Raw genomic sequence first — 13,990 nt, 5'->3', positions numbered from 1 at the left:
GTCTTCCTTGTCGTATGCGCGCGGGGGGACGCCCTCATCGGGCCGGGTTCATGGCCTCCTTCGGTGCACTGTGCCCGGTGATCTGCTGCCAGCCGACCGTGCGGTCGCACCAGCGTTCCAGCAGCACCCGGTCGTGGCCGACGGCCAGCAGGCCGGCCCCGGACTCGCGTCGGTAGGACTCGACGACCGCGACCAGCGCGGCGGTCGTCGACGCGTCGAGCATCGCCGTCATCTCGTCGCAGATCAGCCAGCGCGGCCGCAGGACCAGTGCCCTGGCGAGGCAGGCGCGCTGCAACTGGCCGTCGCTCACCTCGTGCGGACGCCGGTTCAGCAGTTCGGCGGTGAGGCCGACGGCCGGTGCCAGTTCGGCCACCCGGTCCGGCACTTCCGAGCGCCGGCCGGTGGCGCGCAGAGGCTGGGCGATGAGCTCGCGGAGGCTGAGCCGGGGGTCGGCCGAGAGCCGGGGCTGTTGGAAGACGACGCCGACCGCGGTGCGCTGCGCCCTCGGGGCGCGGTGCCGCCAGCCCCGTACCGGTCGGCCGTCCAGTGCGACCGTGCCCGTGTCCGGGCGGTGCAGCAGCGCGGCGACCCTGGCCAGGGTCGATTTCCCGCAACCGCTCGGGCCCAGCAGTCCGACGGATTCGCCGGGTCCAACCGTCAGCGAGGCGTCGCGGACCACGGGGGCGCCGGGGTCGTACCCGGCGGTGATGCGGGTGAGTTCAAGCATGGGCGGACTCCTCCGCGGCTGTTCGCACGCCGTGGTGGCAGGCGAGACCGCCGTCGTACAGGGGTGGGACGGAGCACGCGTCGTCGGCGCGGCCGCAGCGGGCCGCGAACGCGCAGCCGTCGGGGAGCGCGCCGAGTTCCGGCGGCATTCCGGGGATGGGAGCGAAAGCGCGCTCCGGGAGGGCGTCGAGCAGGCCGCGGGCGTACGGGTGGCGCGGTCCCGGCTCCCCGAAGAACCGGTCGGCTTCGGCGAGTTCGACGATGCGGCCCGCGTACATCACGGCGACCCGGTCGGCGATCCGCTCGGCCGCCGCCAGGTCGTGGGTGATGATCAGGAGCGCCCTGCCGCCGTCGGTGTGGCGGCGCAGTTCGTCGACGGTCCGCTCGACCAGGTCGCGGTCGAGTCCGGTGGTCGGTTCGTCGGCCAGGAGCAGGGGTGCGTCGCCGATCAGGGCCAGCGCGGTGGCGGCGCGCTGGGCGAGGCCGCCGGAGAGTTCGTGCGGGTACCGGTCCAGGTGGCCGGCCGGGAACGCGGCGCGGGCGGCGGCCTGTTCGGCGGCGGCGCGCAATGCGGGCCTTCGGGTACCGGTCAGTTCGCGGAGGGTCTCCTCCAGCTGGGCGCGCACCGTACGGACCGGGGTGAGGTGGGCCGCGGGGCTCTGCGGTACGAGTCCGATGCGGCGGCCCCGTACCGTGCGGGCGAGGGTCCGTTCGTCGGCGGTGAGGAGATCGGTGCCGTCGTGGAGCAGCGCCGAGCCCGCGGTCCGCGCGTTGCCGGGGAGCAGGCCCAGCAGGGCGGAGGCGAGTACGGACTTGCCGCAGCCGCTCTCGCCGACCAGCGCGAGGCACTCTCCCGCAGCGAGGTCGAAGTGCGCGTCGCTGACCGCCGCGATGTGCCGCCCGCCGCGCATCCTGAAGCGGACGGAGAGCCCGCGGACGGACAGGGCCGGGGGCCATGGGGCCGGGGGCCGCGGTTCCTGCGTCTGCGGGGCCGCGTTCTGCGGGTCCGGGACGGTGGTCACAGCATCAGCTCCGATCGGCGGCGCGGGTTGATCCGTTCCCGCCAGGCACCGGCGAGGCCCGCCAGGGCGAGGGTCGGGATGATCAGGAACAGGCCGGGGAAGAGCGTCGGCCACCAGTCCCCGGCGAGCAGCGAACCGCGCGCCGTCTGTACGAGGTTGCCGAGGCTCGCCTGGTGGGTGGGGAGTCCGAGCCCCAGGAAGGAGAGCGCGGACTCGTGCCACATGGCGTGCGGCACCATGAGCACCGCGGCGAGGCCCGCCTGCGGAAGCACCGCAGGCAGCAGATGCCGGACGACGACCCGGCCACGTGAGGCCCCGCCGGAGATCGCCGCGTCGATGAACGGGCGCGAGCGCAGCGACAGCACTTCGGAGCGGACGATCCGGGCCGTCGAGAGCCAGTGGGTGAGGGCGACGGACACGATCACCGGGCCGACCCCGGGCCGGAACATGGCGACGATGAAGATGCCGAGCAGCAGGTGCGGCACGGACGAGAAGGTGTCCACGAGCCGCATGACGATCCGGTCGGTCCAGCCCCCGAACGCGGCGGCGAGCGCACCGACGGCGGTCCCGATGACGGTGGCCGTGAGCCCGGCGACGATGCCGACGAGCAGCGAGACACGGAGCCCGTAGACGCAGCGCAACAGCAGATCGCGGCCGACGTCGTCGGTGCCGAACGGGTGCTCCCAGGAGGGTGGTTGCAGTCTGGCCGCGAGGTCGACGGCCTGCTGGTCGAGCTGGACCAGCGGCGGTACGAGCAGGACCGCGAGCAGCACCGCGGCGACGATTGCGGCGGAGCCGGCCACCCGGATGCGGCGGTTGGTGCGGCGGGCGGATCCGAGGACGAGTTCAGCCATCGAAGCCCACTCTCGGGTCGGCGATCGCGTAGAGCAGATCGGAGAGGAGGTTGCCCAGGACGACTGCCGCGGTGGCGAGCACGGTGAGCGCCGCGAGCAGCGGGAAGTCGACGGAGGTGGCGGCCTGGACGGTGGCGGCGGCGATGCCGGGCCAGCTGAAGACCGTCTCGACGAGCAGGGCGCCGGTGATGAGTTCGGGGACGCGGGAGCCGATCAGGGTGAGCATCGGCAGCATGCCGGAGCGCAGTGCGTGGCCGAGCAGCACGGTGCGTTCGCGCAGTCCGCGGGCGCGGGCGCCGCGCACCGGATCCTCGTCGAGCGCGTCGGCGACGCCCTGGCGTACGTAGAGGAAGAACCACGGGAGCTGGGAGATCCCGAGCACGGCCGCGGGGAGCACCAGATGGGTGGCGACCTGGCCGAAGGTGACGGTGTCGCTGGCCGCGTCGGTGAGGCCGCCGGCCGGGAGCACATCGAGTTTCAGGGCGAAGAACCAGATGGCGAGCAGTCCGAGCCAGAACGCCGGGGCGGCTTCGAGCGTGTACGCGGCGGAGCTGACGCACCGGTCGAGGAGGCCACCGGGCCGGCGCGCGGCCAGTACGCCGAGGCCCGTGCCCAGGACGACGGCGACGAGGAAGGCGGTCGCGGCGAGCAGCACGGACCAGCCGAGGCGCTCGCCGATGACATCGGCGACGGGTTGGCGCATCACGCTGGAGTCGCCGAGGTCACCGCCGAGCGCGGAGGTCAGCCAGTCCCACCAGCGGGTCACGAGGGGCTGGTCGACGCCGAGGTTGGCCCGCAGCTGATCGAGGTTCTCCTGCGAGGCGGTGAGACCGGCGGTGCCCGCGTACGCCTTGACGGGGTCGAAGGGGGAGGCGGCGGCGACGGCGAAGACGCCGAACGTCACGGCGGCCAGGACGGGGACGGCGAGCAGCACACGCCGTCCCGCCATCCGGCCCATCTGCCCCCAGGGGAGGCGGTGGTTCACTTCTTCGACGTCCAGTCCTCGACGTTCCACCACGGGCCGGATGCCAGGCCGTGGTCGTGCGGTTCGACCTGGGTGGTGAGGGCGCCGAATCGGTCCTTCACGACGTAGAGGTGGTCGATGTGGGTGAGGAAGGTGTAGCCGGGGTTCTTCACCAGTTCGCGCTGGACGGTGTCGTAGGCGGCCTTGCGCGCGGCCGGGTCGCCGCTCCTGCGGCCCGCTTCGAGGGCCTGGTCGACGGCCTTGTTGTCGTACCACGCCATGTTGTTGAAGCCGTCGCCCGCGAGCGAGAACTTCAGCAGGGTGTACTGGTCGAAGTCGGGGTCGGCGGGCGATCCGCCGCCCGCGAGGACGGCGTCCTGCTTCATCCGGGGCTCGATGACCTCCCAGGTACCGGCCTCGGTGGTGATGTCGATGCCGGCCTTCTTGGCGTCGGACGCGTAGGCGAGTGCGTGGTCCTGGCGGAGCTTGTCGCCGGTGAGGTACCAGAGGGGGAACGCGGCGCGTACGCCGTCCTTGGTACGGATGCCGTCCTTGCCGGGCTTCCACCCGGCGTCGTCGAGGATCCTCTTCGCGGCGGCCAGGTCGTGGGGGCGATCGGTGCCGTTGGTGAACCACTCGCTGTCGGTGGGGACGGGGCCGTAGGCGGGCCTGCCCTCGCCGTTGAGGATGGAGTCGACCATGGCCTCGCGGTCGACGGCGACATCGAGGGCGCGCCGGATCGCGGTGTCGCCGGTGACCTTGTTGTGGGTGGGCAGGGTCACGGTGCGGTAGTCGTACGTCGTGGCGGCGTACGTCCGCATGCCGCTGCCCTGGGCGAAGCCCTTGGCCAGGTTGGGCGGCAGGATCGCGCCGTCGAGCTCACCGGAGCGCAGCCGGGTGGCGCGTACGTCGTCGTCCTTGATGATCGCCATGGTGAACTTCTTCACCTTCGGTGCGCCGCCCCAGTAGTCGGGGTTGGCCCTGAAGCTCAGCTTCTCGCCCTTGGACCACTTGGTGAGGAGGTACGGTCCGGTACCGATGGGGTGGGTGGTGAAGGCGCCGGTGTTGACGTCCTGCCTGCCCGCGACGTGTTCGGGGGCGATGGGCAGGACGGTGCGCTGGGCGAAGGGCGCGTAGGGGTACTTGAGTGTGAAGACCACGGTGTCGTCGCCGGTCGCCGCGACGCTCTCCACCGCGTCGAGCTCGGTCCGGGAGGCGTTGTTGGTCTTCTCGTCCAGGATGGTGCGGTAGGTGAAGACGACGTCCTTGGCGCCGAACGGCTTCCCGTCGCTGAACTTCACGCCCTGGCGGAGCTTGTACGTGTACGTCAGTCCGTCGTCGCTCACCTCGGGCAGGGCGGCGGCAAGAGCGGGCCGCAGCTTCATGTGCGCGTCGAGGGCGAGCAGCCCGTCGAAGATCTTGGAGTTGCCGTCCTTGCCGTAGCCCAGCAGCGGGCTGAGGCTGTCGGGCTCGTAGGCGATGCCGACCACCGCCGACGCCCCCGCGCCCGGACCGGAGTTGCCGCCGCCCGAGCCACCCGGTTGTGAGCAGGCTGCCGCGGTCAACGACAGCACGGTCGCCAGTGTTGCGGCGACCGCTCCCCGTATCGATCGGCCCGTCATACTCTGCACATCCCTTATTGAAGATCGACTGTTATTGCGCACTGATTGCAATTAAACAACAGGTAAAGGGATGCTCGATACCCCACCGCACGCCGGAACGACGGAACGGAGGCGCGCCGACACGCACCTCCGCTCCAACTTCCCCCCGCGACGCGGGTTGTTCCTTACGGCGCAGGCAGATCGACCAGCTCGGCGATGGCCTCGCGATGATGTCCGGCCGTGCCGTACGCGATCGAGTCGGCCTTGGCGCGCTTGAGGTACAGGTGCGCCGGGTGCTCCCAGGTCATGCCGATGCCGCCGTGCAGCTGGATGCACTCCTCCGCCGCGCGCACCGCCACCTTCGAGCAGTACGCCTGCGCGACGGCCACCGCCAGCGGCGTGTCGGGGCTGCCGGTCGCGAGGGCGTCCGCGGCGTTCCGCGCCGCGGCGCGGGCCGACACGACCTCCAGCCAGAGCTGCGCCATGCGGTGCTTGAGGGCTTGGAACGAGCCGACGGGCCGGTTGAACTGGTGCCGTTCGCGGGTGTGGCGGACCATCTCGGCCAGGCACCACTCGGCGAGTCCGAGCTGCTCGGAGGCGAGCAGTCCGGCGCCCGCCAGCAGGCCCCGGCGCACGGCGGAGACCGCCAACGCGCCGTTGGCCAGGCGGGTTCCGGGGGCCTTGGCGAGGGTGACGGTGGCGAGCGGGCGGGTCAGGTCGAGCGGGACGAGGGGCTCGACGGTGACGCCTTCGGCGCCGGTCTCCACCGCGTACAGGCCGTCGGTCGTGGGCGCCAGCAGCACATCGGCGGCGAGCGCGTCGGCGACGCCGGTCACGGTCCCCTCCAGCACGTCGGCCACGACACCGGCGGGCTGTACGGCGCCGGGCGACGGGGCGGAGAACGGTACGGCGAGGACCGCGACCTTGCGTCCGGCGGCGAGGTCGCGGAGCAGTTCGGTGACCGGTCCGTCCAGTGCCCCCAGCGCGAGCAGGATCTCGGTGGCGACGACCGCGCTCGTCAGATACGGCGCGGGGGCGACGGCCCGCCCCAGCTCCTCCAGCACCACCGCGGCCTCGCGGTGACCGGCGCCCTGCCCGCCCAGTGCCTCGGGCACCAGCAGTCCGGCGGCGCCGATGTCGGCGGCGAGGGCCTTCCAGAGCCGCTGGTCGTAGGGCGTGTCGGACTCGATGCGGGCGAGCACCGCCGGCGCGTCGCACCGGTCGGCGAGCAGCGAACGGACCGCTGCCCGCAGATCGTCCTCGGTCTCCGAGTACAGCAGATCGGGTGCCTGGGTCTCTTCGGTCGGTGCGGTCATCGGGCCAGGTCCTTCCAGGGGACGTCCTTGTCGTGGCGCGGCTCGGTGGGCAGGCCGAGGACGCGCTCGGCAACGATGTTGAGCAGTACCTCGCTGGTGCCGCCCTCGATGGAGTTGCCCCTGGAGCGGAGGTAGCGGTATCCGGCGTCGCGTCCGGTGAAGTCGACGAGTTCCGGGCGGCGCATGGTCCAGTCGCTGTACAACAGGCCCTCCTCGCCGAGGAGTTCGACTTCCAGTCCGCTGATCTCCTGGTTGAGCCGGGCGAAGGCGAGCTTCATGCCGGAGCCCTCGGGGCCGGGCTGTCCGGCAACGAGCTGCTGGCGCAGCCGGGTGCCGGTGAGCCTGGCGACCTCGGCCTCGATCCAGAGGCTCAGCAGGCGCTGGTGCAGGTCGTGGGTGCGCAGTTCGGGGCGGGCGCGCCAGGTGCGGGCGACTGGGCCGATCATGCCGCCCTCGCGGGGGATGCGTGCCCCGCCGATGGAGACCCGCTCGTTCATCAGCGTGGTCTGCGCGACCTTCCAGCCCTCGCCGACCGGGCCGAGGCGCCTGCTGTCCGGGATGCGTACGCCGGTCAGGAACACCTCGTTGAACTCGGCCTCGCCGGTGATCTGGCGCAGCGGCCGCACCTCGACGCCGGGGTCCGTCATGTCGCAGATGAAGTAGCTGATACCGCGGTGCTTGGGTCGGTCCGGGTCGGTGCGGGCGATGAGGATCGCCCAGCGGGCCAGATGGGCGCTGGACGTCCAGACCTTCTGTCCGTCGACCACCCAGTCCTCGCCGTCACGGACGGCGCGGGTGCCGAGCGCGGCGAGGTCGGAGCCGGCGCCCGGTTCGCTGAAGAGCTGGCACCAGACCTCCTCGCCGACCCACAGCGGTCGCAGGAAGCGCTGCTTCTGCTCGTCGGTGCCGTAGCCGAGGATGGTGGGCGCGGCCATGCCGAGGCCGATGCCGATCCGGCGCGGGTCGTTGTCGGGGGCGCCCGCGGCAGCGAGTTCGGCGTCGACGACGGACTGCAGGGAGCGTGGCGCTTCAAGGCCGCCGAGGCCGGCCGGGTAGTGCACCCAGGCGAGTCCGGCGTCGAAGCGGGCCTCGAGGAAGTCGGTGCGGTCGGTGGTGGCCGGGGGGTGTGCGGCGAGCAGCTCCTGGGTACGGCGGCGCAGTTCGGCCGCGTCGGGGGGCGTCATCGGGCGGCTCCTGACGGGAGGACGACGATCCGGCCGGTGCTGGTGCCGTCCGCGACCCGCTGGACGGCGGCCGCGGCCTGGTCCAGCCCGACACGCTCGCTGATCAGCGGCTTGATGACCCCTTCGGTCGCGAGACGGGTGAGTTCGTCGTGGCAGGCGCGGACGGCGGTCGGATCCTGGGTGTTGTACAGACCCCAGTGGAGTCCGACGATCGAGTAGTTCTTGACGAGGGCGTGGTTCAGCGCCGGGGTGGGGATGACTCCGCTCGCGAAGCCGACGACGATCACCCGGCCCTCGAAGGCGACGCACTTCACGGACTTGGCGTACGCGTCGCCGCCGACCGGGTCGTAGACCACGTCGGCTCCGCGCCCGCCGGTGGCCTCCTTCACTGCGGTGACGATGTCCTCGCTCCGGCGGTCGATGACCAGGTCGCAGCCGAGCGCGTCGGCGGTCTTCGCCTTCTCGGGGCCTCCCACGACGCCGATGACACTCGCTCCGGCGGCCTTGCCGAGCTGCACGGCCGCGCTGCCGACCCCGCCGGCCGCCGCATGGACCAGGAGCGTTTCGCCCGCCTGGAGACGTGCCCTGCGGTGCAGGCCGAACCAGCCGGTCTGGTAACCGATGTGGAGGGCGGCGGCCTCGGCGTCGTCCAGGGTTTCCGGGGCGGGCAGCAGGGACGTCTCGTCCGCGACGACGTACTCGGCGAATCCGCCGTTCGGCAGGGCGGGCGTGGCGAGCACCCTGCGGCCGTCCGGCGTCCGGCCACAGATCTCCACCCCGGGCGTGAACGGCAGCGGGGGCCGCACCTGGTACTGGCCGCGGCAGAGCAGCGCGTCGGGGAAGTTGATGTCTGCCGCGAGCACCTCGATGAGCACCTGCCCGTCGCCGGGCACCGGCCGGTCGGTCTCTGCGAGCCGCATCACCTCGTTCGGCTCGCCGTTCCGGTGCACTCGCCATGCCTGCATGAGGGGCCTCCACAACACTGTCGGCATTACCACTGCTCCGGCGCATACTAAGCGGTCGCTTGCCTCTCTGGGAACAACCTGCCCCTGCCGGTTGCGGCCGGAGGCGGGCATGACTGCGCCCGGTCCGGCCCGAAGCGTTTCGGGCCGGACCGGGCGGGTTCGAGCGTGGCCGGTCGGTGCCCCCGGCCGTGCCCCCCTGGGCGGGCGGCGCCGCGGCCAGCAGACCGCCGGCCGGCAGGGTCGCCGCCGCGCCGAGCGCGGCGAGACGGGACGGGACGGGCGTCACAGGCCTTCCATTGATCACTCAAGTCAACGGAGTCACGCAACACAACGACACTGAATTCAACAATGTGTCGCTTGCATGTCAATGGCCTGGACGACATCAACACCAGGACCTGGAGTTTTGCCCTGCCCGGGCCCGTTCTCAGCGGGCGAAGAGCTCGAACGTGATGGCGGGGCGGCCACCGAACCGCTCGGCCGCGGACTGCGCGTGTCCGGTCAGGAAGGTACGGCAGTACGCCTCGGGGTTCTCGTCCGTGAGCCCTTCGATGTACGTACGGTGCGCCAGCAGCGATTCCACGGACCGCTCCAGTCCGGGTGTCGCGTCCACGGCGTGGGTGGGGGTGGCCGACCCCGCCACCGCGACCCATCGCACCCCGTTCCACGGCGGGAGCCCCGCCCCGGTCAGCTCGGGGAAGATCCAGCGGTTGCCCGCGTCGGCCGCGGCGTCCAGGGCGGCACGGCCGACCGCCCGGTGATCCGGGGAGTTCCAGGCGACGCCGCCCCAGGTGTCGCGGTGGTTGAGCGTGATGACCAGTTCGGGACGGTGCCTGCGGATGGCCGCGGCGATGTCACGGCGCAGCGGGATTCCGTACTCGATCACGCCGTCGCGGTGATCCAGGAACTCCACGGTGGTGACGCCGACGACCGCCGCGCTCGCCCGTTGTTCCCGCTCGCGCAGTAGTGCGCACTCCTCCGGGGAGAGCGAGTCGATACCGGCCTCGCCGCGGGTGGCGAGGAGGTAGGTGACCTCGCGCCCGCCATCGGTCCAGCCCGCGATCGCCGCCGCGCAGCCGTACTCCAGGTCGTCGGGGTGCGCGACCACGGCCAGGGCGCGCCGCCAGTCCGCGGGCATGGGCGTCAGCTGCTCCGTCATGCCCGCAGGTTACGACCTCACCCGCGACAGAGAGCGGATCAGCGAGCGGCGTCATGCGGCTTCGAATCCAGGGCGGAGGAGAGAAGCGACGCGGGGGTGCCGTTAACGAGCGGCGAACCAGGTGACAAGTAACCCGCCAGTAGCTTTCGGACCGAAGGCGCCCTGCTCACTCGTCGGTGTCGTCGGACGCTTCGGCTTCGGCGAGGATGCGGTAGACGGTGGCGACTGAGGGGTGCTCGCCCTTGTTCTTGCCCGAGGGGATGACGAGCTTGCGGGCGATCTGCGGGACAGTGACGCCCTGGGTGCGCAGGGCACGGGCGTAGTCGGCCATATCGTCGTCGACGACCTTGGGGCGCCCTCCGTGACGGCCGCGCTCGCGGGCGCCGCGCCCGCCACCATCTACCGCTACATCACACCCAAAGCGGTGAAGTGACAGCCGGGCTCATCGCAGAATCAACACGGCCAGCGTCCCGATAACTGCGTTGGCGGTCACGTGCACCAAGTAGGTGATCAGGATGCCACCGCTACGCACACGCATGACACCCAAGACGAACCCCCAGACCCCCGCCATGATCATGCCGACGGGGCCGGACGGGAAGCCCGCGAAATGCGCGGCTCCGAACAACACAGCTTGCAGCACCACTGCGGCCCTGACACCCCAGACCGAGGCCAGTTCGGTCAGCAGCACCCCCCGGAAAAGCATCTCCTCCCACACCGGATTGACCAGGGCGAACGCCACGATGCCCAAGATTGCGAGCCAGAGCGGGAGGCGTTGCAGCTCACTCATGTATTCCGGTGGCTCGGGTCGCACAACGAGGGCCCATGCCGTGAGCGCCGCCGCGCTGAGCACCACAGTTGCCACACCCAGCCACGGGGCCTCGGGGGTCAACGATCCGCGCGTCAGCCACGGAACCGCCTGTCTCAAGGCGGTACGGCGGCCAGCGAACAGCAAGCATCCCAAGGGAAGTACGCACACCAGGACCGTGGTGGCCGCGGGCGGCCACCCGCCGAGAATCCCCACCGCGAAACAGCCGAAGAGCGGACCGATAAACACCGCCACGCGGATCGCCGCCGCCGATCGCAGGACACAGGCACCGATGATCAGCACGACCGCGCCCACGCCGACGATCACCGTCCGGGCAGGCACCTCCGGCCTGATCGGCAGGACTGCACATACGCCCAGAGCGACGATGCACGCTCCTACAAGTGCTGTCCCGACGGAAGGGACAGCTCTCCTGGCGGCGGGCTGCGGCGGCGCCGAGTCTTCCAGTTCGGAGGTCATCCATGGCTCCGATCAACTTGCTGGCATCAGTGGGCAGCAGATCATCCTGCTACATCACGCCGAGAATGCCGATCGCAGGTCTCGCGGGCACGATGAATTGAGACACAGGCCGCCATCTACGCCTGGCGGACACGACATTGCGAGATTCCGGCAACGGCGCGTCTCGGCACACACTGCATCAAGCCTGGTCAGAGCGCCGACCCGAAGCGAGATCAAATGAGACGGGACAGTCGCGCCGATCGCAGGGATCTGTCATCGCTCAGTTTCCGCAGCCGCTGACAAAGGGTCACGATCGTCATCTGACATGACCCGCCTGATTCCTTTCATCTTGACGCATGCCGATATCGGCATATGATTGCCCCATGGCACGAGCAGCGACGACGTCGGACGTCTTCAACGCGATCGCCGAGCCGCAGCGCCGGGAGATCCTGGTACTGCTGCGGGCGGGTGAGCGGTCGGTGACCGAGTTGGCCCAGGAGTTGGGGATGACCCAGCCGGGGGCGTCCAAACACCTGCGGGTGCTCCGGGAGGTCGGGCTGGTGCGCGACCGCAAGGCAGGCAAGCAGCGCCTGTACGGCCTTGACGCCAGCGGGCTGCGGCCCGTCCACGAGTGGACCGGCGGTTTCGAGCAGTTCTGGAACGAGAGCTTCGACCGACTGGACGCCTACGTGCAGGACCTGAAGCAGACAAGGAAAGCGGAGTAGCTGATGAGCACGACAGAACAAGGAACGCCGGCGCAGTCGGCGACAGCCGACCGCGAGATTGTCATCTCCCGGATCATCGACGCCCCACGGGAGCTGGTGTTCGAGGCGTTCACCGACGTCCGACACCTGTCGCGATGGTGGGGACCGGAAGGGTTCACCACCACCACGCGGGCGTTCGAGTTCCGCGTCGGCGGAGAGTGGGACTTCGTGATGCACGGACCGGACGGGACGGACTACCAGGAGTGGATCACCTGGACCGAGCTCGCCCCACCGGAACGGATCGCGATGCTCCACGGTGAGACCCGCGATGACCCGAACGCCTTCGAGTCGGCCCTGACGTTCGAGCCCGACGGCACGGCGACCCGGATCGAGATGCACACGGTGTTCCCCACCAAGGAGCAGCGCGACGAGGCGGTCGAGAAGTACCACGCGATCGAGGGCGGCCGGCAGACCCTGAGCAACCTGGCTACGTACGTCACCGAGATCGTTCGGAAGGGAGCGGAGGGCTGATGGCCGGGAAGGTGTTCTTCAGCGTGTCGATGTCGCTGGACGGGTTCATCGCGCCCGAGTCCTCCGAGGACTTGATGGGGCAGCAGTGGATGGAACTGCAGCAGTGGATCTTCCCGCTGCGGTTCTTCCGGGAGAACCTGAAGCTCGGCGAGGGCGGCGAGGAAGGGCGCGACAACGACATCGCGCGGGAGACGTTCGAGCGCACCGGCGCGAGCGTGATGGGTAAGCGCATGTTCGACGCTGGCGAGAAGATGTGGCCGGAGAAGGCGCCGTTCCACACGCCGGTGTTCGTCGTGACGCACGAGAAGCGTGACCCCTGGGAGCGGCCCGGCGGGACCACCTTCCACTTCGTCAACGACGGCATCGAGACCGCGCTCGACCAGGCCCGCGAGGCCGCCGGCGACCGCGACGTCCGCATCGCGGGCGGCGGCGCGACAATCTTGGAGTACGTGAACGCGGGCCTGATCGACGAGTTCTCGATCGCGCTGTCACCCGTGCTGTTTGGCTCCGGAATCCGCCTGTTCGAGGGCGTGGACGCGGGCCGCGTGGCCCTGGAGCCGGTCCGCGCGGAGCCCTCCCCAAGGGTGACGCACCTGACCTACACCGTCCGGGGGCGGTAACTGTCCCGAACTCAGCGCTCTCCCGCCGAGGTCAGCTGCCCGCGGACGGCCCGGCCCGCCCTGGCGGCGACAACGGATGACGATACGTGCTCACCTATGGAGGCGGGGAGCTGGCCATGTACGCCGACACGGTGTCCGAACCGCTGTCCGCAGTGATCCCCGGCTACAACGAACCTCCCAGCAACGAGAACGACGACGAAGCAGCGTTCGTGGCTTGCTACGAGGCGGCGATCGAGCTGGCCAACCTGGTGCAGACCGGGCTGGTGATCGACGCCACCGAGAACGACGGCTGGTCACCGGAGCAGGTCACCGCCAGGCCCTGACGGGGCCGTACGCTCCAGGCGTCCGGACGGGGAGAGTCACGGCCTTCGTCCGGGCGCCACTACCAGGTCCGCCGCCTGGCCGGACTGTTTCGCGGATATCTGCCTGCGCTGTACACCGGCGCCTCTACCGTCCAGCCCGAATGCTGATCACGGGGGTGGCGGAAGGGGCTGGTGTGGGGCGGGATCTGGGTCTGGACGGGGTGGTGGACCACTTACCCTGTCCGGCGACGAGGCGGGCTGGTTACGGAACAAGACCGGCGCCACGCGGCTGGGCTTCGCCGTCCAGCTGAAGTTTCTGACCTGGCGCGGCCGGTTTCCCAAGATGCGTCTGGAGCTGCCGCCCGATGCGGTCGAGCATGTCGCCAAGCAGGTGGGCGTGGCCGCGTCCGAGCTGGGGTTCTATGACTTCACCTCCCGCGTCGCGAAGCGGCACCGCAGCGAGCTACGGGATCTGACCGGGTGGCACGAATGCTCGAAGACCGACCTGGTCAAGCTCGTCTCGCACTTGGTGGACGTAATCTGGCACGACGAACGCCGCGAGGAACAGGTGCGGGCCGAGCTGCTGCGGCAGATGCGGGTGGACCTGATCGAGCCGCCGACCGTGGCCCCAGACTGCAACGATCATCCGGTCCGCGCTGCACCAGGCCGACGACCGGGCCGTCGCCGAGGTCGCCGCACGCCTCGCGCGGGAAGAAGATTGCCCCCGCCGGCTGGACGCGCTGGTCTTCACGGATCCAACCGGCGACAGCGAGCAGGATGACGA

At 70.6% G+C, this 13,990-nt stretch carries 16 protein-coding genes; 5 read left to right on the top strand and 11 right to left on the bottom strand.

Annotated elements, in window-relative coordinates:
* Positions 1-34: 34 nt before the first annotated feature.
* The 11 genes from OH735_RS35555 to OH735_RS35505 form a co-directional block, all read right to left on the bottom strand.
* Positions 35-727, bottom strand: coding sequence for an ABC transporter ATP-binding protein (locus OH735_RS35555; protein ID WP_406385773.1), 693 nt, complete (start codon positions 725-727; stop codon positions 35-37).
* Complete coding sequence (locus OH735_RS35550; RefSeq protein WP_406386881.1) at positions 720-1,637, bottom strand: ABC transporter ATP-binding protein; 918 nt, start codon at positions 1,635-1,637, stop codon at positions 720-722. Before OH735_RS35550 ends, OH735_RS35555 begins: the two co-directional genes overlap by 8 nt.
* 107 nt (positions 1,638-1,744) lie before the next feature.
* Positions 1,745-2,602, bottom strand: coding sequence for an ABC transporter permease (locus tag OH735_RS35545; RefSeq protein ID WP_406385772.1), 858 nt, complete (start codon positions 2,600-2,602; stop codon positions 1,745-1,747).
* On the bottom strand, positions 2,595-3,560 hold the full coding sequence (locus OH735_RS35540; RefSeq protein WP_406386879.1) for an ABC transporter permease: 966 nt from the start codon (positions 3,558-3,560) through the stop codon (positions 2,595-2,597). Before OH735_RS35540 ends, OH735_RS35545 begins: the two co-directional genes overlap by 8 nt.
* A gap of 23 nt (positions 3,561-3,583) precedes the next feature.
* Entirely contained in the window at positions 3,584-5,188 is a 1,605-nt protein-coding gene (locus tag OH735_RS35535) for an ABC transporter substrate-binding protein (protein WP_406385771.1), read from the bottom strand.
* Positions 5,189-5,352: 164 nt separating this feature from the next.
* Positions 5,353-6,483, bottom strand: a complete 1,131-nt coding sequence (locus tag OH735_RS35530) for an acyl-CoA dehydrogenase family protein (protein WP_406385769.1) — start codon at positions 6,481-6,483, stop codon at positions 5,353-5,355.
* Positions 6,480-7,667, bottom strand: coding sequence for an acyl-CoA dehydrogenase family protein (locus tag OH735_RS35525; protein ID WP_406385767.1), 1,188 nt, complete (start codon positions 7,665-7,667; stop codon positions 6,480-6,482). Before OH735_RS35525 ends, OH735_RS35530 begins: the two co-directional genes overlap by 4 nt.
* Positions 7,664-8,632 (bottom strand): NADPH:quinone oxidoreductase family protein, encoded by a 969-nt coding sequence (locus OH735_RS35520; protein ID WP_406385765.1) that lies wholly within the window; start codon positions 8,630-8,632, stop codon positions 7,664-7,666. The genes OH735_RS35525 and OH735_RS35520 overlap by 4 nt, the downstream gene beginning before the upstream one ends.
* 424 nt (positions 8,633-9,056) lie before the next feature.
* Positions 9,057-9,788, bottom strand: coding sequence for a PIG-L deacetylase family protein (locus OH735_RS35515; protein ID WP_406385764.1), 732 nt, complete (start codon positions 9,786-9,788; stop codon positions 9,057-9,059).
* A 166-nt stretch (positions 9,789-9,954) separates the two neighbouring features.
* Entirely contained in the window at positions 9,955-10,119 is a 165-nt protein-coding gene (locus OH735_RS35510) for a hypothetical protein (RefSeq protein WP_406385763.1), read from the bottom strand.
* 111 nt (positions 10,120-10,230) lie between these two features.
* Positions 10,231-10,920 (bottom strand): CPBP family intramembrane glutamic endopeptidase, encoded by a 690-nt coding sequence (locus tag OH735_RS35505; RefSeq protein ID WP_406385762.1) that lies wholly within the window; start codon positions 10,918-10,920, stop codon positions 10,231-10,233.
* A 512-nt stretch (positions 10,921-11,432) separates the two neighbouring features.
* On the opposite strand from OH735_RS35505, the gene OH735_RS35500 reads away from it, so the two are divergent.
* The 5 genes from OH735_RS35500 to OH735_RS35480 all read left to right on the top strand — a co-directional run bounded on the left by OH735_RS35500 (position 11,433) and on the right by OH735_RS35480 (position 13,987).
* Positions 11,433-11,774 (top strand): metalloregulator ArsR/SmtB family transcription factor, encoded by a 342-nt coding sequence (locus OH735_RS35500; protein WP_109383905.1) that lies wholly within the window; start codon positions 11,433-11,435, stop codon positions 11,772-11,774.
* 3 nt (positions 11,775-11,777) lie between these two features.
* On the top strand, positions 11,778-12,284 hold the full coding sequence (locus tag OH735_RS35495) for an SRPBCC family protein (protein ID WP_406385760.1): 507 nt from the start codon (positions 11,778-11,780) through the stop codon (positions 12,282-12,284).
* Complete coding sequence (locus OH735_RS35490) at positions 12,284-12,904, top strand: dihydrofolate reductase family protein (RefSeq protein ID WP_406385758.1); 621 nt, start codon at positions 12,284-12,286, stop codon at positions 12,902-12,904. The genes OH735_RS35495 and OH735_RS35490 overlap by 1 nt, the downstream gene beginning before the upstream one ends.
* Before the next feature lie 86 nt (positions 12,905-12,990).
* A complete protein-coding gene (locus OH735_RS35485; protein ID WP_406385756.1) occupies positions 12,991-13,227 on the top strand; it encodes a hypothetical protein in 237 nt (78 codons plus the stop codon).
* A 97-nt stretch (positions 13,228-13,324) separates the two neighbouring features.
* Positions 13,325-13,987, top strand: a complete 663-nt coding sequence (locus OH735_RS35480) for a DUF4158 domain-containing protein (RefSeq protein WP_406386877.1) — start codon at positions 13,325-13,327, stop codon at positions 13,985-13,987.
* Positions 13,988-13,990 lie beyond the last annotated feature (3 nt).

The sequence above is a fragment of the Streptomyces sp. NBC_01618 genome, assembly GCF_045209435.1.
Lineage (GTDB): Bacteria > Actinomycetota > Actinomycetes > Streptomycetales > Streptomycetaceae > Streptomyces.
Note: the sequence above shows the minus strand (reverse complement) of the source record. Positions and strands in the feature narration are given on the sequence as shown.